This is a genomic window from Pseudolabrys sp. FHR47 (assembly GCF_005153485.1).
GTDB lineage: Bacteria > Pseudomonadota > Alphaproteobacteria > Rhizobiales > Xanthobacteraceae > Pseudolabrys.
In genome coordinates, this window is record NZ_CP039740.1 from 3,794,881 (window position 1) to 3,814,669 (window position 19,789).

The window sequence follows — 19,789 nt, forward strand, 5'->3', positions numbered from 1 at the left end:
GCCACTCGCACCCAGTATAGCGATGCGCGATGTTGTCATGATCAGAAGTCCGGTTTGGCAATCATCAGCCACAGGATGACAGCGACCGAGCCAAAACCCGGAAAACCGAAAGCGAACCACAGACGGAATAGTCGGTGATAGTCCGACGGCAGCGGCGTGTTCATACGCATGGCTTGGCCAGCCAGGTCGCGCATACGCATCTGCATCCACACGACCGGCAACCAGAACAGGCCGGCGACCACATAAAGGGCCAGCGACACCCACAACCAGCGTTGCGTCAAAGGCAGACCGAGCATCTGCGCCAGAGCAAAGCCCGTAAGAGGTTGCGCGACCACGGCCGTCGCGGTGAAAATGAAATCGGCGACAACCACCGTTCGCGCCGTACGAAAAACGTGGCCGGCGTCGCCGGTCCTGTGCGCCATCAGCATGAAAAACGCGATCCCCGAGCCTGTGCCGAGCAGCACGATGGCGCCGAGGACGTGCAGATACTTGACAGCGAAATAAATGATCATGCGGCCCGCTCAGGAAACACCGAGGCCGCGCCTAAGGCAACTGGCCTACGACGCCGCCTGGCGCCGTCGGTCGTTCTCGATCTGCGAATAATGCTCGCGCTTGGCTTCCAGCATGGCAAGGTCGGCGCGCTTGACCACCGCTTCCAGCCGCTCGCCCTTCTCGCTGGTAGCGATGCCCATCGACAGCGACAGCGGCAGATCGGTGTAGAACTCGTTGTTGATGCCGATGAGGTCGCCGATCACCTTCATCATCGCCTCGCCCTCGGCGCGCTCGGTGCCGGGCAGGATGACGGCGAATTCGTCGCCGCCGATGCGCGCGGCGCGTGCCGGCTTGTCGACGATCGAATTGAGCACCTCGCCAGCGCGGCGCAGGAGCTGGTCGCCGGCGGCATGGCCGAGTTCGTCATTGGCAGCCTTGAGACCGTTGAGATCGGCCATGATGATGGTGACCGGCCACGGCCCCTTGCGCTCGAGGCGGTTGAGTTCGTCGGCGAAGAACGAGCGGTTGCACAGCTTGGTGAGCGCGTCGTGGCTGCCGAGATATTCGAGATAGGCTTCGGCTTTCTTGCGCGCGGTGATGTCGGTGAGCGCGATCTGCACCAGCGACCAGTCGTGCTCGCGGTCCGGAAACACCGAGAACTGCAGCAAGAGGTTCAGCTTGGTGCCGTCGAGCGTGTAGTTCACCACCTCGCGCTGCTGGAACAGCTTGCCGTTCCACAAATCGATGAGCTGCTCGCGGAAGCACGGCTCCATCTCATCGCGCATCACCACCGGCAGGCTCGACAGCAGGGTCTTCTTGTCGGGCGCGCCGAACAGTTCGAGCGTGTGCTGGTTGACGTCGATGATGCGGATTTCGCTGATGCAGCGGGACACGAACTCCTCATGCACGTCGGTGAAGACGCGCAGGTCGGTGATGCCCTGCATCCGCACTTCGTCGATCAGGCGCTTGACGCCGGAGAAATCCTCGACCCAGAGCGACACCGGCGAATGCGCGAACAGGCCGCGCGCATAATTCTCGCTGCCGACCAGCCGGCGCCGCGCCTGCTCGCGGTCGGTGACGTCCTCGGTCGACAGCAGCACGCGCGACCAGTCGTCTTCGTGGCCCGGCAGGATGGTAGCCTTGAGCTGGATATCGAGACGGTCGCCGTCGAGCGTGTAGTTGACGGCGTTGCTGGTGAAGGCGGTCTTGCCGTCCCAGAGCTGCGCGAGTTCCTCGATATGGGTGGTCAGCATGTCGTCGCGGAATACGCGGCCGATATTGGCGACCAGGTGCTCGACGTCTTTCGCCGCGAACAGCTCCAGCGTCTTGCGGTTGACCTTGATGATGCGGATGCGGCTGGCGCATTCGCGCACGCGCTCGGGATGTCCGGTGAGGTGATCGCGCAGCGACGTGACGCCGGCGCGGCGCCAGCCCTCGAGCAGCGCCTTCACGCCGGAATAGTCCTCCAGCCACAGTGCCACCGGCGCGAGATCGAAAACGCCGGAGTCAGAGGCGATGGCGGCGGCTGCGGAGGACGAGCTGTTCATGGCGACATTCACGAACCGAATAATAGGTGATTCTCGACCGGGTGGTCTCGTGGTGCGGCTCTTCCTGCCACACCGTTCGTGAGCAAATTCCTTACATGCGCTGCGGCGATGCGCGATAAGGCGCGATAATTCGGCCCGCCGGCACGCTGCTGACGGAAACTGTCAGCGGATTCCGGCAGGTGATACCGGCGCTCCCTTTCCCCGACCCCGGACTCGCCCCATATTCCGGCCATGGCGAAATCTCCTCCCAAGAAGCCCAAAGATCCGGCCAAACCAACACGGTCCAAGGCCAATCGGCCGGACAGTCCGGCGGTGCCGCAGGCGCTCGCCGATATCCTCAATCCGGCCCTGAACAAGGGAACCGCCGGCATGGGTTCCGGTACCGGTCTTGAGCCGCCGCCGGACAACTCCTGGGACCGCCGCAGGTCCAACGCCGACGAATATCGCGCGCGGAAGTCGACCAAGGGCTTCGAGGAAGCGCCGCAGGCGGAGTTTGACGGCCCGCCGGTCACCGGCATCGATCCCCAACTGGCCGAGGAACTCGGCCTGTCCGACACCCTGAAATATCGCCTGCCGAAAGCCGACCTGCCGACCGGCCCCGGCGGTCTGTCGTCGATGGGCGTTGCCGCCACCGCGGAGTCGCTGGAGCGCCTGCTGCGCGAGGGCCGGCCGGAATTTTCCACGGCCGGCGCCGCCTGGACGCCGCATCGCCCGCCCCGCCCGGAGAAATCCGAAGGCGGCGTGCGCTTCCAGATCAAGTCGGATTTCGAGCCCAAGGGCGACCAGCCGCAGGCCATCAAGGAGCTGGTCGAAGGCGTCAAACGCCACGACCGCACCCAGGTGCTGCTCGGCGTCACCGGCTCGGGCAAGACCTTCACCATGGCCAAGGTGATCGAAGAGACGCAGCGCCCCGCGCTCGTGCTGGCGCCGAACAAGACGCTCGCCGCCCAGCTCTATGGCGAGTTCAAGTCGTTCTTCCCCGACAATGCGGTCGAATATTTCGTCTCCTATTACGACTACTACCAGCCGGAAGCCTACGTTCCGCGCACCGACACCTATATCGAGAAGGAATCCTCGATCAACGAGCAGATCGACCGCATGCGCCACGCCGCGACGCGCGCCCTGCTCGAGCGCGACGACGTCATCATCGTCGCCTCGGTGTCGTGCATCTACGGCATCGGCTCGGTCGAAACCTATTCGGCCATGACCTTCACCCTGAAGCAGGGCGGCAAGGTCGAGCAGCGCCAGTTGCTCGCCGACCTGATCGCGCTGCAGTACAAGCGCACGCAGGGCGACTTCTTCCGCGGCTCGTTCCGCGTCCGCGGCGACACCATCGACATCTTCCCGGCGCACTATGAAGACCGCGCCTGGCGCGTACATCTGTTCGGCGACGAGATCGAGAAGATCGAGGAGATGGACCCGCTCACCGGCGCCAAGACCGACGAGCTGGAGTTCGTGAAGATCTACGCCAACTCGCATTACGTCACGCCGCGCCCGACGCTGATCCAGGCGATGGACGGCATCAAGCGCGAGCTGAAGATGCGCCTCGACCAGCTCAACCATGCCGGCCGCCTGCTGGAAGCGCAGCGCCTCGAGCAGCGCACGCGCTACGACCTCGAGATGATGGAAGCCACCGGCTCCTGCGCCGGCATCGAGAACTATTCGCGCTACCTGACCGGCCGCCAGCCCGGCGAGCCGCCGCCGACTCTGTTCGAATACGTGCCGGACAATGCGCTGGTCTTCGCGGACGAAAGCCACGTCACCATTCCGCAGATCGGCGCCATGTTCAAAGGCGACTTCCGACGCAAGGCGACGCTCGCCGAATACGGCTTCCGCCTGCCCTCCGCCATGGACAACCGGCCGCTGCGCTTCGAGGAGTGGGACGCGATGCGGCCGCAGACCGTCGCGGTGTCGGCGACGCCGGCGGCGTGGGAATTGAACGAGTCGGGCGGCGTCTTCGTCGAGCAGGTCATCCGCCCGACCGGCCTGATCGATCCCGAAGTCGAAATCCGCCCGGCGCGCACGCAGGTCGACGATCTGGTCGGCGAGGTGCGCGACGTCGCGCGCAAGGGCTATCGCTCGCTGATCACCGTGCTGACCAAACGCATGGCCGAGGACCTCACCGAATATCTGCACGAACAAGGCATCCGCGTGCGCTACATGCACTCGGACATCGACACGCTGGAGCGCATCGAGATCATCCGCGACCTGCGGCTCGGCGCCTTCGACGCGCTGGTCGGCATCAACCTGTTGCGCGAGGGCCTCGACATTCCGGAATGCGCGCTGGTCGCCATTCTCGACGCCGACAAGGAAGGCTTCCTGCGCAGCGAGACCTCGCTGGTGCAGACCATCGGCCGCGCCGCGCGTAACGTCGAGGGCAAGGTGCTGCTCTATGCCGATCAGGTGACCGGCTCGATGCAGCGCGCCATCGACGAGACCAACCGCCGCCGCGACAAGCAGGTCGAATACAACACCGCCAACGGCATCACGCCGGAGAGCGTCAAGAAGGGCATCGCCGACATTCTCGACTCGGTCTACGAGCGCGACCACGTGCTGATTTCGACTGGCGGCAAGGGCGTGGGCGGTGAAGGCGAGTTCGCCGACGCCGCCACCATCGGCCACAATTTCGAGACCGTGCTGGCCGATCTCGAAACGCGCATGCGCGAAGCCGCCGCCGATCTCGACTTCGAGGAAGCCGCGCGCCTGCGCGACGAACTCAAGCGCCTGCGCCAGACTGAACTCGCCGTGGTCGACAACCCGACCGCACGGCAGGTGATGATCACGCAGGACCCGAAGCTGCGGCGGGCTACGAGCGGCAAGCCGCCACGCGGCCGCGCTTCACCCTCCCCTGGAGGGGGAGGGTCGCGCGAAGCGCGGGTGGGGTGACTTCCGATCCCCTCTCCCGCCCGCACAAGCCCCATCTCGACGAAATGGGCATCGCCACCTGGCACGAATTCAAGCCGGCGCGCGACGCCGCTCGCAAAGATGGCCCGCGCAAACCCAATCTCGATGAAATGGGCCCCGGCGTTGAATCAATCCCGGCGCGCAACAAAGGCGAAGGCCCGCGCTCGACGATGGGCAAGCCGGGCCAACGGGGCGGGTTCAGGGCGAATAAGAAGCGGCGATAAGCAAAGAAAGCCTTTTCTCGTCATGGCCGGGCTTGTCCCGGCCATCCATGTCTTTAAGAGCCTGTTCAAGGAGTTTCAGTATCCTGCGACGCCATGAAACTAGGCTTCGAAGAAACGCAAGCAGCTTATTCCAGCGGATCGCAAAACGCTCGCGCTTGGACTGAGCGCTGGGTTAAGGATCAACTTTATTGCCCCAACTGCGGCAATTCGCAGATCAATCAATTTCCGGCAAACCAACCCGTTGCCGATTTCATCTGTCCTTCTTGTGCCGAAGAATTTGAACTGAAGAGTCAGAAAACCGCATTCGGCGCGAAAGTCGTCGACGGCGCATTCCGAACGATGTGCGAACGACTGGCCGCCAGCAACAATCCAAATCTCCTGCTGCTCAACTACGATCTGTCGCATCACAGCGTCAAAAATGCTTTCATCGTTCCCAAGCACTTCTTCGTTCGCGAAGTCATCGAGGAGCGCAAGCCCCTCGCGGCGACCGCACGCCGTGCCGGATGGATCGGCTGCAATATTTTGTTGAAACAAATTCCAGATGCCGGAAAGATTTTCTTCGTGCGCGACGGCCAGCCGCAGCCGAAGGAAAGCGTCTTGGCTGAATGGAAACGGACGCTCTTTCTCCGCCGGCAGAGCATGGACGGCAGAGGTTGGCTTGTCGAAGTCATGAAATGCGTCGAATCTATCGGTAAAAATGAGTTCGATCTTGATGACGTCTATCGATTTGAAATGCAGCTGGCGCAGCTCTATCCCAACAACCAGAACGTAAGGCCGAAGATTCGTCAGAAGCTTCAGGAACTGCGCGACCACGGCTATCTCGACTTCGTCTCACGCGGGCGCTACCGTCTGCGATCAGTAGATTGATTGTGTCAGCATATTTGCGCACTAGCGATAGCGGAGGACCATATGGCTTGGTTCCGCAACCACTACATCTGCGAACGTTGCGACTCGACTTGGTCTGACGAATGGTCCTGTATGTGCGATGACGATTGCCCGCATTGTGGCGCGCGTCACATGTCGCCTCGGGAGAGCGATGATCTCACCGAAGTTATCGAACGCGAAGGTCGTGACTACGTCGTACTTTGGTCGCCTGAAACAGCGGAACACGACCCGAGCTATTGCGAATTGGGCCGATTCCCAAGTCTTAAGCAAGCCGAGGCGTTTCTCGCTACTGGTTAGGCCCGCCGCTATTTGGCAAAGTCGCAGATGCTCGGCACCAGGCCGGACGTGACGGGTCCCCCATGTCCGACATCGGCGGCATCTTCTCTCCCCTCGACCTCGCGCTCATCGCGCTGATGATCGCCGCGCCGGGGCTCGTGGCCGGCGGCGTCATCGGCGCGCTGGCCTGGCGCGCGCGGCGCGTCGCCGGCGCCCTGCTCGGCGCGGCGATCGGCATCGCCGTGTGGCTGCCGCTGTGGCTGCTGTTCAGGGATGCGTTCTAGGCCGGCGGCGGGCCAGACCATGCCGTAAAGACGTGGATGGCCGGGACATAAGGGCGTTCACGCCTGTCTTCGACGGCCTATGCCCGGCCATGACAGCCCTCAAGCCATCGTCGAACAACACGACCCAAACACCGATCCCGGGACTAACCCGAGACCGGTTTTCAAGGGCGTCCGTCGCGCCGCTTACTTGATGTTGAGGATGGCCATCGCCTTGGCCAACGTATCGACCGACTCCTGGTGCTTGCCGGCCTTGTGCAGCGCCTCGCCGTCCTTGCGATAGCCTTCGACCTTGGTCTTATCGGCGGCCGAGAGCTTGGCGGTCTTCATGGCGGCGTCGATCTTGGCCATGTCGGCGGGGCAATGAAACGCGAAGGCCGAGCCGGCGCTGAACGACAGCGCGAGAACGGTAACGATCACCCGTAACATGTGCATCCTCCTTGTTGACGTTTGTTGTCGTGGTCGCGGCATCGGCGTCATTACGCGGTGCCTTCCGGTCAACACCGGCGTCGCCCGATTATTCCGGGCCGCGGTCAGGCTGGCACATCGGTCCGGGAACAGCCACCCCGCCGCCGCGCCAAAGAATATTATCATAGGACTATTGACTTCACCTCGGAACTAGCCCTATATTCCCATCCATCCCGCCCCGGTTAGCGAGGGGTGTCTGATCAGCGTCTCCAGATGCTGGGGCGGGGAGCGGTGGCCGGGTTGGGGCGTCGGAGATGCGGCGCAGTTTCCCCTCCCGGCGGTCCAAGCCGCATCGGTCCTGGCGCGCTAAACCGCGCGCAACGGGGAGTGTAACTGGGCGTGGGGTGACGGGAGGTTGCCTTACGTCCTGAAGAAATCCCACAGCGGTGGATAGGCTGCCCCGACGTAAGAAGGGCCCGCCTGAAAGGTCGTGAGTCCACCGGGGGCCATGCGGAGCAAACCTATAAACACCGCGCGCGGAACGCCAAAGGCTCGGCAATTCCGTGGTGACGACGTCTGTGCACTTTCTAAAACACCGTGCACAGAGCTGCGGGGCTGTTCGAGCCCCGGCGTTCCGCGCGCCCTCGCACTTCAGAGGACGCTGGAAATGCGACATGGGAATGCGGCCTGCCCGGGGCCGACCAAACAATGCGGGCGATGACGCGCGCCTGCTTTCTTCCTTCCCCTCTCCCCTTGAGGGAGAGGGTGGCGAGCCCGAAGGGCGAGCCGGGTGAGGGGTCGGTGCTAAACGGACGCTCTGACCCCTCACCCGCCTTCGCTTCGCTCAGGCACCCTCTCCCGCAAGGGGAGAGGGAAGAAGCGCGCAAACCATCACAGGAGAGCGAGCGACAGTGAAACGAGAAAGTCCCCTCGCCTCACATCTGCTTCAGCAGCGCGTCGCCGCTGGTCAGCTCGCACTTGCCGGGCGCGTCCTCGACATTGAGCGCCTTCACGGTGCCGTCCTCGACCAGCATCGAATAACGCTTGGAGCGCAGGCCGAGCACCGGCATGGCGCCGTCGAACTCCATGCCGATCGCCTTGGTGAATTCGGCGCTGCCATCGGCGAGAAACTCGATCTTGCCGTCGCCGCCGGACTTCTCGGCCCAGGCCTTCATCACGAAGGGATCGTTGACCGACACCACCGCGACCTCGGCGCCCTTGGCCTTGAAGTTGGGGAGGTTGTTGAGGAAGCTCGGCATGTGCAGGTTCGAGCAGGTCGGCGTGAACGCGCCGGGCACGGCGAACAGCGCCACCTTCTTGCCCTTGAACACCTCGTCGGTGGTCTTCGGCTTGGGGCCTTCGCTCGTCATCACGCGAAACGTCGCAGCGGGCAGCTTGTCACCGACCTTGATCGTCATGGTTTTCCTCTCGTCCTTGGCTCTTTGGCGGATTGCGATACCGGGCGGGAAACTAGGCTGCCCTTTGGAATGAGTCGAGGCCCGTCAGTCGAGCCGCGCCGTCACTTCATAGGCGCGGTCGCCCTCGACCACCGTGAAGGTGAGATCGTAGGGCTTCTTCGGGTCGGCGCCCGGCGGCAGGCCGTCGAGTTCGAAGCCGAAATGGCGGCGCCCGGCCGGCGCGCCCTGCGCCGGCTTGGGGATGGGCAAGGCCCATTCCGGCGACGGCCCTTCGGCGAAGATCTGCATCGGAGCATCGCCGCCCGCCTTGAGATCGACCGCGACCAGCGGCTTGGCGGCATCGTTGACCCGGCGCAGCGACAGCCCGAGCGTCGCGGCCTCGACCTTCTTCGGCAGGCGCGCTTCGGCGCCCTTGAGCGCGGCATCCTGCGTGCTCGGCGCGGCGCTCATCGGCAGCTCGGCCTTGCCCTCGGCGGGCACGCACAATTTCTCGCACACCGCATATTCGATCTTGAGCCGCGCGATCACCGGCTTGGCCGGATCCTTCGGCACGATGGTGACGGGAAAGATCACGCTGTCGCTGTAGCCAATCGACTGGCCGCCGCCATCGGCGAACAGCACCGGCGCGGGAAAGCGTACCGTCGCCGCCTTGATGTTCTCGGAGCCGGCGAAGGAGAAGCGCGGCGGCACGCCGGAGTCGCCGGGATAGCGCCAGTAGGTATGCCAGCCTGGCTGCAGCTTGATCTCGATGCCGGCGCGCAGCGCGGCGCCTTTGTTCGCAGCCTGGTCATTGGCGCCGGCGATCAGCCGCACCGCGGATTTAATGTCCTGGCTCCAGGCGGAGGCATCGGCGGCCCGCGCCAGATGCGGCAGGACCGCGAGCGCGGTCGCGGCAGCGCCCATCGTAAGGAGGTAACGGATGTTCATCCGAATACGTCTAATCGTGGCATCCAATCCGCACCATTGAATTCATTGTGAGCAGTCGTGAGCATTTTCCAGGCAGCGGCGCGGCGGCCATTTTGCCACAATTAACGCACAGATTTGAATGTCACGCGGTCGCACGGCGAGCGGCGCGTTCGTTTGCAAAGCCTCGCCGATCGGATAACCTTTGACGATGCCAGCGCCCCGCCCCACCAAGACCGCACCGAAAGCGAAGGCCTCGCGCCGCTCCACGGCGTCGGCCGCGCCTGTCGGGCGTGGCTATCTTGATGGCCAGATGCTGATCGCCATGCCGACCATGACGGACGAGCGCTTCTCGCGCGCCGTCATTTATGTCTGCGCGCATTCCAGCGAAGGGGCGATGGGCATCATCGTCAACCAGCCGGCCACCAGCATCAAGTTTCCTGATCTTCTGGTGCAGCTTGAGGTCATTCCGGCCAACGAGCGCATCCAGCTCCCGGTCGAAGCCGGCGACGTGAAGGTGCTCAAGGGCGGACCGGTCGAAACCGGCCGCGGCTTCGTGCTGCACTCGGCCGATTTCTTTATCGAGAATTCAACGCTGCCGATCGACGACGGCGTCTGCCTCACCGCGACGCTCGACATCCTCAAGGCGATCGCGCACGGCCAGGGGCCGGCCAGCGCGATCCTCGCGCTTGGCTATGCCGGCTGGGCGCCGGGCCAGCTCGAGCAGGAGATCCAGCAGAACGGCTGGCTGCATTGCGCCGCCGACAGCGAACTCATCTTCGGCAAGGACACGGCCGCCAAATACACCAAGGCGCTGCGCAAGATCGGTATCGACCTCAGCTTCCTGTCGAACGAAGCCGGCCACGCCTGATCTGTTATTCCGAAGCGATCTTGAGCGTGCGCGGCCGCGCCGGCTTCTCGATCAACAGCGCCAGCGCCTCGTCCGAGGTCATCGGCTCGCCGAAGGCGAAGCCCTGTGCGTATTCGCAGCCCATCTGGTAGAGTTCGACCGCATCGCTGTCGGTCTCGGCGCCTTCCGCCACGACCTCCATGCCGAGATCGTGCGCCAGCGCGATGATGGAGCGCAGGATCACCGGGCGCGTGCCGCGTGACGTGGTGCGGACGAAGGACTGATCGATCTTGATGGTATCGAACGGAAAGCGCTGCAGATAAGCCAGCGACGAATGGCCGGTGCCGAAATCGTCGAGCGACAGGCCGGCTCCGAGTTCCTTGATGCGGGTGAGCATCTGCGCGGCGTGTTCGGGATTCTCCATCACCAGGCTCTCGGTGATCTCGAGTTTCAGCGTGCCACGCGTCAGCGGCGTTCGCGACAAGACGCCGCGCAGATCCTGAATGAGGTCGTGGCGCAGCAATTGCCGCGACGACACGTTGACGGACGCGAACACTGGCTCGTGGCCGCGGGGTAGCTCAGACTGCCAGCGCGAGAGCTGCTTGGCGGTGTGATCGAGTACGAACAGGCCGAGGTCGACGATCAGGCCGATTTCCTCGGCGATGGAAATGAATTCGCTCGGCGACAGGCGGCCCATCTTCGGGTGATCCCAGCGCGCCAGCGCTTCAAAACCGGCGATGGCGCGATCTTCCAGCCGCACGATCGGCTGGAACAGCACCTTGATTTCCTGCCGCTCGATGGCACGGCGCAGTTCAGATTCCATTGTCAGCCGATCGGTCTTGCGCGCGCGCATCGCCGGCTTGAAGATTTCGATGCGGTCGCCGCCGATGCGCTTGGCGTAGTACATCGCCAGTTCGGCATCCTTCAGCACTTCCTCGGTACGATGCGGCACGCCTTCGGCCAGCGCCAGGCCGATCGACGCCGTGAGGAAGATTTCACGATCATTGAATGCGATCGGCGCGCGCAGCGCGCGGCGCAGTGTTTCGGCGAAGGAGACGATGCGGGCCGGCTCCTTCTCCGACAGCAGAATGATGGCGAACTGATCGCCCGACAGACGGGCCAAAGTATCCTGCGGCTTGAGCGCGCGACCGAGCCGGCGCGCAATCGTCAGCAAAATGGAATCGCCGACTGCGATGCCGACCGAGTCATTGACCTGTTTGAAACGGTCGAGGTCGACCACCATGACCGAGGGGCGGATATTGCTGTCCGAGCGCGCAAAGGCGAAGGCTGCTTCCATGCGGTCGATGAACAGTTCGCGGTTCGGCAGACCGGTGAGATTGTCATGAACGGCATCGAACAGCAGGCGCTCTTCGGCATTCTTGAAATCGGTGACATCTGTGAGCGTGCCGACCACGCGCACCACTTCGCCATCGGAGCCGACCACCGGCCGCGCCTTCAGCGTAAACCACACATAGTGCCCGTCGGCTGCGCGCAGCCGGAAATCCTGCGTCAGGCGGCCGCGGCGCTGCTCGAGCACGCTGTCGAGCGAGGCACGGAAACGGTCGCGGTCGAGCGAATGCAGGAACTCGAGCCAGCTCGCCGCCGGACCTTCGAGCGCGCCGCGCTTAAGGCCGAGCGTGTGTTCGGTCTCCGGGCTGGTGAACACCTTGTCGCCCGAGACGTCCCAGTCCCAGATCATGTCGCCGGCGCCGGTCAACGCCAGCGCGCGGCGTTCGACATCAGAGACGATGCCGTGGGTGATGCCGCCGGCGAAAGCGTGCTGCATCACCGTGAACCCGATGAGCATGACAATGAGCACAAGGCCACCGAGCAGCGCTGGGCCTACAATGTCGTTCTGCACCATGGCGGTTACGGCGAGGCCCGCGGCAAAGGTCCACACCACCAGCAATATCCAGGTCGGGATCAGCAGCACGGCGCGGTCGAAGCCGTGGGTCGACAGATAGATCACAAGCGCCAAGCCGAAGACGGCAATGAGCGCCAGCGAAATGCGCGCGATGCCGGAGGCGACCGCCGGATCGAACACCGCGACCGCGACCAGCGCGGCCAGTGCCGCCAGCCAGGCGATGGTGATGTGCGCATAGCGCACGTGCCAGCGCGAGAGATTGAGGTAAGCGAACAGGAACACCAGCAAGGTCGCCGACAGGATCGCCTCGCCGGAAGCACGCCAGACGCGCTCGGCGCCGGCCGACATGTCGAACACCTTGCCCCAGAAACCGAAATCGATGCCGATATAGATCAGCACCGCCCAGCCGAGCGCGGCGGCGGCCGGGAACATCACCGAGCCCTTCACCACGAACAGGATGGTGAGGAACAGCGCCAGCAGACCGGCAATGCCGATGACGATGCCCTGATAGAGCGTGAAGGAGTTGACCTTGTCCTTATAGGCGTCCGGCTCCCACAGATAGATCTGCGGCAGGTTATTGGTGCGCAGCTCGGCAACGAATGTGATGACGGTGCCGGGATCGAGCGTGACGCGGAAGATGTCGGCGGCGTTGCTCTCCTGCCGGACCGGCCGGTCGCCGGAAGATGGCGTGATGCCCACGATCCGCGACAGGCCGAGATCGGGCCAGATCAGGCCGGAGCCGACCATGCGGTAGTGCGGCACGACGATAAGCCGGTCGATCTGCTCGTCCGAATTATTGGTGAGCGCGAACACCGCCCAGTTGTTGCTGGCCTCGCGCGCACGGACCTCGATGCGGCGGACGATGCCATCGGCGCCAGGCGCGGTGGAAACCTGGATGCGGTCGTTCTCGGTGCGTTGGCGCTGGGTCGCAGCGGTCAGGTCGATCGCCGGCGTGTCGAGGCGGACATTGACGGCTTCGACGGCATGCGCAGCAACGCTCGCCACCAATGCTGCGGCGAGGACAAGCGCACTCAACAGTCCGTGCACAGCAGCTTTCAATACCCGAACCCGTTTGTCGGCCAGACGAAATCCCGCTGGACGCCCCCATAGATGAGTAGCGGGCCAGCAGCCCCTCCGGCAAGCATTTACCGATGCCCCCAGAATGTGGCAGCGAATAGGCTTAACGCGAAAACATACGGTATTTTCGTGAGTTAGGCGACCATTCCCGTCTTTTTCTTGGGCTTTCTGAACCCGGCCTCACACCGTCAGCACGATCTTGCCGATATGGGCGCTGGATTCCATCAAGGCGTGTGCCGCGGACGCCTCTTTGAGCGGGAAAGTCTTGTAGACGACCGGTTTGACCTTGCCCGCAGCGATCAGCGGCAGGACGTGGCTCTCGATGGCATCGCGGATGGCGCCCTTGTCGGCGACCGAGCGCGAGCGCAGCGTCGAGCCGGTGTGATGCAGGCGCTTGAGCATGATACGGCGGAAATCGACGGTTGCCTTCGGCGAGCCCTGGAACGCGATCTGCACGATGCGGCCCTCGACGGCGGCCGCCTCGTAATTGCGTTCGATGTAGTCGCCGCCGACCATGTCGAGGATGACCTCCGCGCCCTTCTTATCGGTCGCCTTCTTCACTTCGGCGACAAAGTCCTGGGTCTTGTAGTTGATGGCAACATCAGCACCCAGCTTGAGGCAGGCGTCGCACTTGTCGTCGGAGCCGGCGGTGACGATCACCTTGGCGCCAAAATGCTTGGCGAGTTGGATCGCGGTGGTGCCGATGCCGGACGAGCCGCCATGCACCAGCAACGTCTCGCCCTGCTTCAGCGCGCCGCGCTCGAACACATTGTACCAGACGGTGAAGAAGGTCTCCGGCACGGCGGCGGCTTCCACCATCGGCAATCCGCTCACGGCCAGGATGTGCGTGACATGCGCCTTGCAGTATTCGGCGTAGCCACCGCCGACCACCAGCGCCATGACGCGGTCGCCCTCCTTCCAGCGCTTGACTGCCGAACCGACCGCGGCGAGTTCGCCGGCGACCTCGAGGCCCGGGATATCAGGCGCCCCTGGCGGTGGTGGGTACAGACCTTTGCGCTGCATGACGTCCGGGCGGTTGACGCCGGCGGCCGCGACCCTGATCAGCACCTCGTCGGCGGCCAATTCCGGCATGTCGCGCTGTTCCGGAACCAGCACCTCCGGGCCCCCAGGTTCCTTGATACCGATGACGGTGATGCGGGCGGGCAGCGCGGACATGGCGTAGGCCTTTCGTGACGGGGTCGGCCCTTGTTTAGGCAGCGCCCCGCGATGTGACAACCCGCACCACGGAAGGTATTTTCACCGCTCGCAGAGGACGACAATCATGGCAGTTTTTGACGACGACCGGCCGAAAAAGAAGATCGCCCACGAGATCGGACAGGATCTCAGCCTGCTCTCGGTCGACGAGATCACGGCGCGGATCGGCCTGCTTCAGGAAGAAATAAAACGGCTCGAGACCGACAAAACGCAGAAGCACGCCAAGCGCGCCGCCGCCGATCAGTTCTTCAAGCGTTAACATGGTTAACGGCGAGAGGTAATTTTGCGCGGGATAGAATTATTAACTCGCTGTGCAATTCACAACTTAACGCGGCATTAAGCTTTCCTGCCTATTACTAGTATCCGTCCATCTTCATGGACTTTGAGTGGCTCCTGTCCACTCTGTTTGACGCCTCCCTGTTATCTAACTTGAGCCGCCGGCAACGGCGGCTCCTTTTTTTGAAGTTGTTTTATATTTGTTCGCGCCCGCTGTGCCGTTTTGAGGCAAAGGTCCGATGTGGGCTGTGGTTTCCGAAGCCGCAGCAACTATGTCGCAAGCTTTGCCAGCCGAGGATATGGACAGAACGGCCGGCCGCGCGCATCCTTACTCAATCGTGAACGATGCCGTGCCGGGCTGACCTTTCGACACGGATCCGGCAACGGCAAAGCGCACGCAACAAGAAATACAAGCGGCGCGTTCAGAGTTTTGGTGAGGCGTAGCGTATGTCCGAGCACAGCATGGTTAACCCGCATGAGCCAGTGCCCTTTGGCGAGCGGCTGGCAAACTCCCAAGCCTTCTCCGAACTGTTCCGCAACGGTATGGCGCTGGTCGAGGAAACCGCGACCTATCTCGATGGTCCGGGCCGCGCCGAATCCAAACAGCTTGGCCGCGCGGCGGCGCTGGCTTACGCCACCGAGAGCATGCGGCTCACCACACGCCTGATGCAGATCGCGTCGTGGCTGCTGCTGCATCGCGCGGTGAAGGAAGGCGAGATGTCACTCGCCCAAGCCAATCAGGAAAAGACCAAGGTCAAGCTGTCGGCGCTCGACAATCACGATCCGAACAATGTCGAGATCCTGCCGCAGCAGCTGCGCGATCTTATCGACCGCGCGCAGAAGCTGCGCATGCAGGTGCGCCGCCTCGACCAGACCATTCACACCGTGCCGGCCGAGCAAGCACCGTCAATCAATCCGGTCGAGCATCAGCTTGGGCTGCTCAAGGCCGCTTTCGGCCGCGAGAGCGCGTAAGACACAGCGCGCGCAGTAGGATCGCAAAAGTCAGACTCCGTCACGCCCGGCCTTGTGCCGGGCATCCACGTCTTAGGCGGTAAGCAAGACGTGGATGGCCGGGACATAGCCGTTCGAAGAACGGCGTTCTTCGAACGCCTTTGCCCGGCCATGACGAGCACGCCAAAAAAAACCCGGGGCCTGGCCCCGGGGTTTTTCAATTCCGCAAAGCGGAAATCGCTTACTTCTTGTCTTCCTTGAGGAAGCCCGAGAACTTCTTCTGGAAACGCGAGACGCGGCCGCCGCGATCCATGATCTGCTGCTGGCCACCGGTCCAGGCGGGGTGCGACTTGGGATCGATATCGAGGTTCATCGTGTCCCCTTCCTTGCCCCAGGTGGAGCGGGTGGTGAACTCGCTGCCATCCGTCATCACGATCTTGATGGTGTGGTAGTCGGGGTGAATTTCGGCCTTCATCGCTATGGTTCCATCGAGCTAGGGTCGGGCCGGTCGGGCGACCCGAAAATTCGTCGAATTGCTTGGATTTGGCCGGGTCTATACATGACGAAGCCGGCTGCGGCAAGCGGCCGGAATTGACCCAAGACAAGGCTCCGGGGCATGGTCCGGCCTAATGGGACCCTCTTTTGACGCCCAGCGAGGCGTTTTCTCAATAAAAAGGCGGCGCGTCGCATGAGTTTTGCCAGTGAGGGCCGGGGTCTGGGAACGCCGCAGCCGGGCGCGCCCGCGGCCAGCCGCCGGGTCAATGTCAAACCGCTCAAACGGCTGGCGCCTTACGTCCTTCGCTATCGCGGCCGCGCCCTCGCCGCCCTGATCGCGCTGATCATCGCCGCCCTGACCACACTTGTCGTGCCGGTCGCGGTCCGCCGCATGATCGACTTCGGCTTCTCCGCGCAGGCGGCCGAACTCATTAACTCCTACTTCAGCGTCCTGATCGCCGTGGTCGCCGTGCTCGCGACCTCGAGCGCGTTGCGCTACTACCTCGTCACCACGCTCGGCGAGCGCATCGTCACCGACCTGCGCGCCGACGTGTTCGGCCATCTCACCCGCCTTTCGCCCGGCTTCTTTGACACCGCCAAGACCGGCGAGATGATTTCGCGGCTCACTGCCGACACCACGCAGATCAAATCCGCGGTCGGCGCTTCGGTATCGATCGCGCTACGCAACCTCGTGCTGTTCTTCGGCGGCGCGACCATGATGGTCGTGACCTCGCCGCGGCTGTCGCTGTTCGTGCTCGGCGTCATTCCGATCATTGTTCTGCCGCTGGTCGGCTATGGCCGCGCGGTACGCAAGAAGAGCCGCGCCGCGCAGGACACGCTGGCCGAAGCCTCGAGCTATGCCGGCGAACTGATCGGCGCCGTGCGCACGCTGCAGGCCTTCACCAACGAGACGATGGCCAAGCGGCGCTTCTCGGGCGCGGTCGAAGATGCCTACGTCGCCGCGCGCGGCGCGACGCGCGCGCGCTCGGTGCTGACCGCCATCGCCATCTTCCTGGTCTTCTCCAGCGTCGTGCTGGTGCTTTGGGTCGGCGCGCAGGACGTTCTGGCCGGCGACATCACGCCGGGCCGGCTCGGCCAGTTCGTGCTGTACGCCGTGTTCGCCGCCGGCGGGCTTGGCGAATTGTCTCAAGTGTGGGGCGAAATTTCGCAAGCCTCCGGCGCGGCCGAACGGCTGTTCGAAATCCTCGACGTCGAGCCCGAAATCAAGGCGCCGGCCAATCCCGTCACCATGCCCGTACCGGCGCGCGGTGCGGTTTCCTTCGACGATGTGCGCTTCGCCTATCCGACACGGCCCAATGCTTTCGTGCTCGACGGATTGTCATTCGCGGTGAAGCCGGGCGAACGCCTGGCGCTGGTCGGCCCATCCGGCGCCGGCAAGAGCACAATCTTCCATCTCATCCTGCGTTTCTACGATCCGGCGAGCGGACATGTGCGCTTCGACGGCATCGACCTGCCCACGGCCGATCCGGCGGAACTGCGCCAGCGTATCGCGCTGGTGCCGCAGGATACGGTGGTGTTTGCCTCAAGCGTTGCCGACAACATCCGCTTCGGCCATCCGGACGCCAGCGACGACGCGGTGAAACGCGCGGCGGAAGCGGCGCACGCCACCGAATTCATCGATCGCCTGCCGCAAGGCTACGACACCATCCTCGGCGAGCGTGGCATCACTTTGTCCGGTGGTCAGCGTCAGCGCATCGCCATCGCCCGCGCCATTCTGCGCGATGCGCCGCTGTTGCTACTCGATGAGGCCACCTCATCGCTCGATGCTGAAAGCGAGACTTTGGTGCAGCAGGCGCTGACGCAACTGATGCAGCAGCGTACCTCCATCGTCATCGCACATCGCCTCGCGACCGTGCTGTCCTGCGACCGCATTCTGGTGATCGACAAAGGGCGCATCGTCGAGGAAGGCACCCACGCGCAGCTCTCAGCGAGCGGCGGCCTTTACGCGCGTCTGGCGAAGCTGCAGTTCGAGACGGCCTAGGCCGCTTTGGACTTGACCTTCGACTTCACCTTGACCCGCACTTTGGCCGCCGGCGCGCTGACCTTGATGCGCGTCAGGTCATCGCTGCGATACGGCACGACATCATAGGCCCGGCAGTGCGGGCAATCCGCATCCAAAGCCTCGGCCGCCTCGGCGAGCCAGTGGCCTTCGCAGACGACGCAGACATAGTGATTGCGGAACCAGGGCATGGGAACTCTCATCAAAAACGAATCAGATGAGAAAATGACAGCACAAAAGTGGTGAGAGAAAAGGGCCGAGCGCCGTGCCTTACGCCTTGCTCATCGCACCCTTCGCGCCGGCGCGGGCGGCGACGATGCCCTCGCGCGCCAGTTCGTCGGCGCGCTCGTTCATCGGATGGCCGGCATGGCCCTTGACCCAGTGCCAATGCACATTGTGCGGCTTGAGCGCGTCGTCGAGGCGCTGCCACAGATCGACATTTTTCACCGGCTTCTTGTCGGCGGTCTTCCAGCCGTTGCGCTTCCAACCGTGAATCCACGACATGATGCCGTTGCGTAGATACTGGCTGTCGGTGTGCAGGTCGACCGTGCAGGGCCGCTTCAACGCCTCCAGCGCCGAGATCGCCGCCATCAACTCCATGCGGTTGTTGGTAGTGTGCGCCTCGCCGCCGAAGATTTCCTTGCGCGTCTCACCCAGAGTGAGGATCGCACCCCAGCCACCCGGCCCGGGATTTCCCGAGCAGGCGCCGTCGGTATAGATGGTGACGCGCTGATCCGACATTAGTTGAGACCGTAATCACCCGCACTCGTCACCGACTGGTGGAAGCGCAGCTTGCGGAAATATTCGAGCGGGTCTTTCGGCTTGACCAGCGCGCCTTCGGGCACCGCGAGCCAGTCGACCAGCCGTGTGAGCAGGAAGCGTGTCGCGGCGCCGCGTGCCAGCATCGGCAACGCGTCACATTCGGCTTTCGAGAGCGGCCGCACCGCCTGATAGGCCTTCAAGAGCGCGCGGCCCTTGGTGACGTTGAACGAATGATCCGGCTCGAAGCACCAGCAGTTCAGACAAATCGCGATGTCGTAAGCGAGCGTATCGGTGCAAGCGAAATAGAAGTCGATCAGGCCCGACAGTTGGTCCCCGAGAAAGAACACATTGTCCGGAAACAGGTCGGCGTGAATGACGCCTTGTGGCAGGTCGCGCGGCCAGGATTTCTCCAGTACGTCGAGTTCCCGCGCGACCTCAGCACACAGCCCCGGCCGCACCTCGTCGCCGCGGGCCCTCGCGCGATTGAGTAAGGGCCGCCAGCTATCCACCGACAACGCATTGATGCGCTTCATCGCGAAATCGCTGCCGGCAAGATGCAGCTTTGCCAACGCCTCGCCAACCGCCGCGCAATGGCCGACGCCCGGCTTTCTGATCCACAGACCGTCAAGGAAAGTAACGATCGCCGCCGGCCGTCCGGCCAGCACGCCGAGCGCGCTACCATCCTTTGTCTTCACCGGCTGCGGACAATTGAGCCCGCGCGCGGCTAGATGCTCCATGAGGCCGATGAAAAACGGCAGATCCTCTTCCGCCACGCGCTTCTCGTAAAGCGTGAGGATAAAATAGCCCTTGCTCGTGTGAACAAGGAAGTTCGAATTCTCAACGCCTTCGGCGATGCCCTTATACGAGAGCAGGTCGCCGATGTCGTAGCGGGCGAGAAAGCGTGCAAGATCGTCGGTGGAGACGTCGGTGTAGACGGCCAT

Annotated in this window: 19 protein-coding genes; 8 read left to right on the forward strand and 11 right to left on the reverse strand. The window is 63.5% G+C overall.

All coding sequences use genetic code 11. The features are described from left to right. Positions 1-41: 41 nt before the first annotated feature. Both E8Q40_RS18545 and E8Q40_RS18550 read right to left on the reverse strand, forming a co-directional pair. Positions 42-509: a DUF2269 domain-containing protein gene (locus tag E8Q40_RS18545; RefSeq protein ID WP_137046817.1), complete on the reverse strand. Its 468-nt coding sequence runs from the start codon at positions 507-509 to the stop codon at positions 42-44. A gap of 48 nt (positions 510-557) precedes the next feature. Then, a complete protein-coding gene (locus E8Q40_RS18550; protein ID WP_137045931.1) occupies positions 558-2,039 on the reverse strand; it encodes a diguanylate cyclase domain-containing protein in 1,482 nt (493 codons plus the stop codon). 231 nt (positions 2,040-2,270) lie between these two features. Here E8Q40_RS18550 and uvrB point away from each other — a divergent pair, with 231 nt between their 5' ends. The 4 genes from uvrB to E8Q40_RS18575 all read left to right on the forward strand — a co-directional run bounded on the left by uvrB (position 2,271) and on the right by E8Q40_RS18575 (position 6,612). Continuing rightward, the gene (gene uvrB, locus E8Q40_RS18555; RefSeq protein ID WP_137045932.1) at positions 2,271-4,925 is read left to right on the forward strand and encodes an excinuclease ABC subunit UvrB; all 2,655 of its coding nucleotides are present in this window, start codon (positions 2,271-2,273) and stop codon (positions 4,923-4,925) included. A 44-nt stretch (positions 4,926-4,969) separates the two neighbouring features. Next, on the forward strand, positions 4,970-5,167 hold the full coding sequence (locus tag E8Q40_RS18560; RefSeq protein WP_137045933.1) for a hypothetical protein: 198 nt from the start codon (positions 4,970-4,972) through the stop codon (positions 5,165-5,167). 93 nt (positions 5,168-5,260) lie between these two features. Next, a complete protein-coding gene (locus E8Q40_RS18565) occupies positions 5,261-6,034 on the forward strand; it encodes a DpnI domain-containing protein (RefSeq protein WP_137045934.1) in 774 nt (257 codons plus the stop codon). A 377-nt stretch (positions 6,035-6,411) separates the two neighbouring features. Further along, positions 6,412-6,612 carry a hypothetical protein gene (locus E8Q40_RS18575; protein ID WP_137045936.1) on the forward strand — a complete coding sequence of 67 codons (201 nt, stop codon included), beginning with the start codon at positions 6,412-6,414 and terminating at the stop codon, positions 6,610-6,612. 183 nt (positions 6,613-6,795) lie between these two features. On the opposite strand, the gene E8Q40_RS18585 is transcribed toward E8Q40_RS18575, so the two are convergent. The 3 genes from E8Q40_RS18585 to E8Q40_RS18595 all read right to left on the reverse strand — a co-directional run bounded on the left by E8Q40_RS18585 (position 6,796) and on the right by E8Q40_RS18595 (position 9,362). Continuing rightward, the gene (locus E8Q40_RS18585) at positions 6,796-7,038 is read right to left on the reverse strand and encodes a hypothetical protein (protein WP_205995595.1); all 243 of its coding nucleotides are present in this window, start codon (positions 7,036-7,038) and stop codon (positions 6,796-6,798) included. 914 nt (positions 7,039-7,952) lie between these two features. Beyond that, a complete protein-coding gene (locus E8Q40_RS18590) occupies positions 7,953-8,435 on the reverse strand; it encodes a peroxiredoxin (protein WP_137045939.1) in 483 nt (160 codons plus the stop codon). Between the two features lie 84 nt (positions 8,436-8,519). Further along, positions 8,520-9,362 carry a protein-disulfide reductase DsbD domain-containing protein gene (locus E8Q40_RS18595; protein ID WP_168197908.1) on the reverse strand — a complete coding sequence of 281 codons (843 nt, stop codon included), beginning with the start codon at positions 9,360-9,362 and terminating at the stop codon, positions 8,520-8,522. A 289-nt stretch (positions 9,363-9,651) separates the two neighbouring features. Here E8Q40_RS18595 and E8Q40_RS18600 point away from each other — a divergent pair, with 289 nt between their 5' ends. Continuing rightward, positions 9,652-10,209 (forward strand): YqgE/AlgH family protein, encoded by a 558-nt coding sequence (locus E8Q40_RS18600; RefSeq protein WP_246663115.1) that lies wholly within the window; start codon positions 9,652-9,654, stop codon positions 10,207-10,209. Positions 10,210-10,213: 4 nt separating this feature from the next. Here the strand turns inward: E8Q40_RS18600 and E8Q40_RS18605 are convergent, their stop codons facing one another. Both E8Q40_RS18605 and E8Q40_RS18610 read right to left on the reverse strand, forming a co-directional pair. Beyond that, positions 10,214-13,090 carry an EAL domain-containing protein gene (locus E8Q40_RS18605; RefSeq protein ID WP_370455269.1) on the reverse strand — a complete coding sequence of 959 codons (2,877 nt, stop codon included), beginning with the start codon at positions 13,088-13,090 and terminating at the stop codon, positions 10,214-10,216. 219 nt (positions 13,091-13,309) lie between these two features. Then, positions 13,310-14,305 carry an NAD(P)H-quinone oxidoreductase gene (locus E8Q40_RS18610; RefSeq protein ID WP_137045942.1) on the reverse strand — a complete coding sequence of 332 codons (996 nt, stop codon included), beginning with the start codon at positions 14,303-14,305 and terminating at the stop codon, positions 13,310-13,312. Between the two features lie 106 nt (positions 14,306-14,411). On the opposite strand from E8Q40_RS18610, the gene E8Q40_RS18615 reads away from it, so the two are divergent. Together E8Q40_RS18615 and E8Q40_RS18620 are read left to right on the forward strand one after the other, a co-directional pair. Beyond that, positions 14,412-14,603, forward strand: a complete 192-nt coding sequence (locus tag E8Q40_RS18615) for a DUF1192 domain-containing protein (protein ID WP_137045943.1) — start codon at positions 14,412-14,414, stop codon at positions 14,601-14,603. A 464-nt stretch (positions 14,604-15,067) separates the two neighbouring features. Beyond that, positions 15,068-15,592, forward strand: a complete 525-nt coding sequence (locus tag E8Q40_RS18620; RefSeq protein ID WP_137045944.1) for a DUF1465 family protein — start codon at positions 15,068-15,070, stop codon at positions 15,590-15,592. Positions 15,593-15,812: 220 nt separating this feature from the next. Here E8Q40_RS18620 and rpmE read toward each other — a convergent pair whose 3' ends face one another. Beyond that, complete coding sequence (gene rpmE / locus E8Q40_RS18625; RefSeq protein WP_115515376.1) at positions 15,813-16,046, reverse strand: 50S ribosomal protein L31; 234 nt, start codon at positions 16,044-16,046, stop codon at positions 15,813-15,815. 213 nt (positions 16,047-16,259) lie between these two features. Here rpmE and E8Q40_RS18630 point away from each other — a divergent pair, with 213 nt between their 5' ends. Beyond that, positions 16,260-18,068, forward strand: coding sequence for an ABC transporter transmembrane domain-containing protein (locus E8Q40_RS18630; protein WP_137045945.1), 1,809 nt, complete (start codon positions 16,260-16,262; stop codon positions 18,066-18,068). Here the strand turns inward: E8Q40_RS18630 and E8Q40_RS18635 are convergent. The 3 genes from E8Q40_RS18635 to E8Q40_RS18645 form a co-directional block, all read right to left on the reverse strand. Continuing rightward, the gene (locus E8Q40_RS18635; protein WP_137045946.1) at positions 18,065-18,277 is read right to left on the reverse strand and encodes a hypothetical protein; all 213 of its coding nucleotides are present in this window, start codon (positions 18,275-18,277) and stop codon (positions 18,065-18,067) included. The genes E8Q40_RS18630 and E8Q40_RS18635 overlap by 4 nt on opposite strands. Positions 18,278-18,356: 79 nt before the next feature. After that, positions 18,357-18,827, reverse strand: a complete 471-nt coding sequence (rnhA, locus tag E8Q40_RS18640) for a ribonuclease HI (protein ID WP_137045947.1) — start codon at positions 18,825-18,827, stop codon at positions 18,357-18,359. Beyond that, positions 18,827-19,789 (reverse strand): homoserine kinase, encoded by a 963-nt coding sequence (locus E8Q40_RS18645; RefSeq protein WP_137045948.1) that lies wholly within the window; start codon positions 19,787-19,789, stop codon positions 18,827-18,829. Before E8Q40_RS18645 ends, rnhA begins: the two co-directional genes overlap by 1 nt.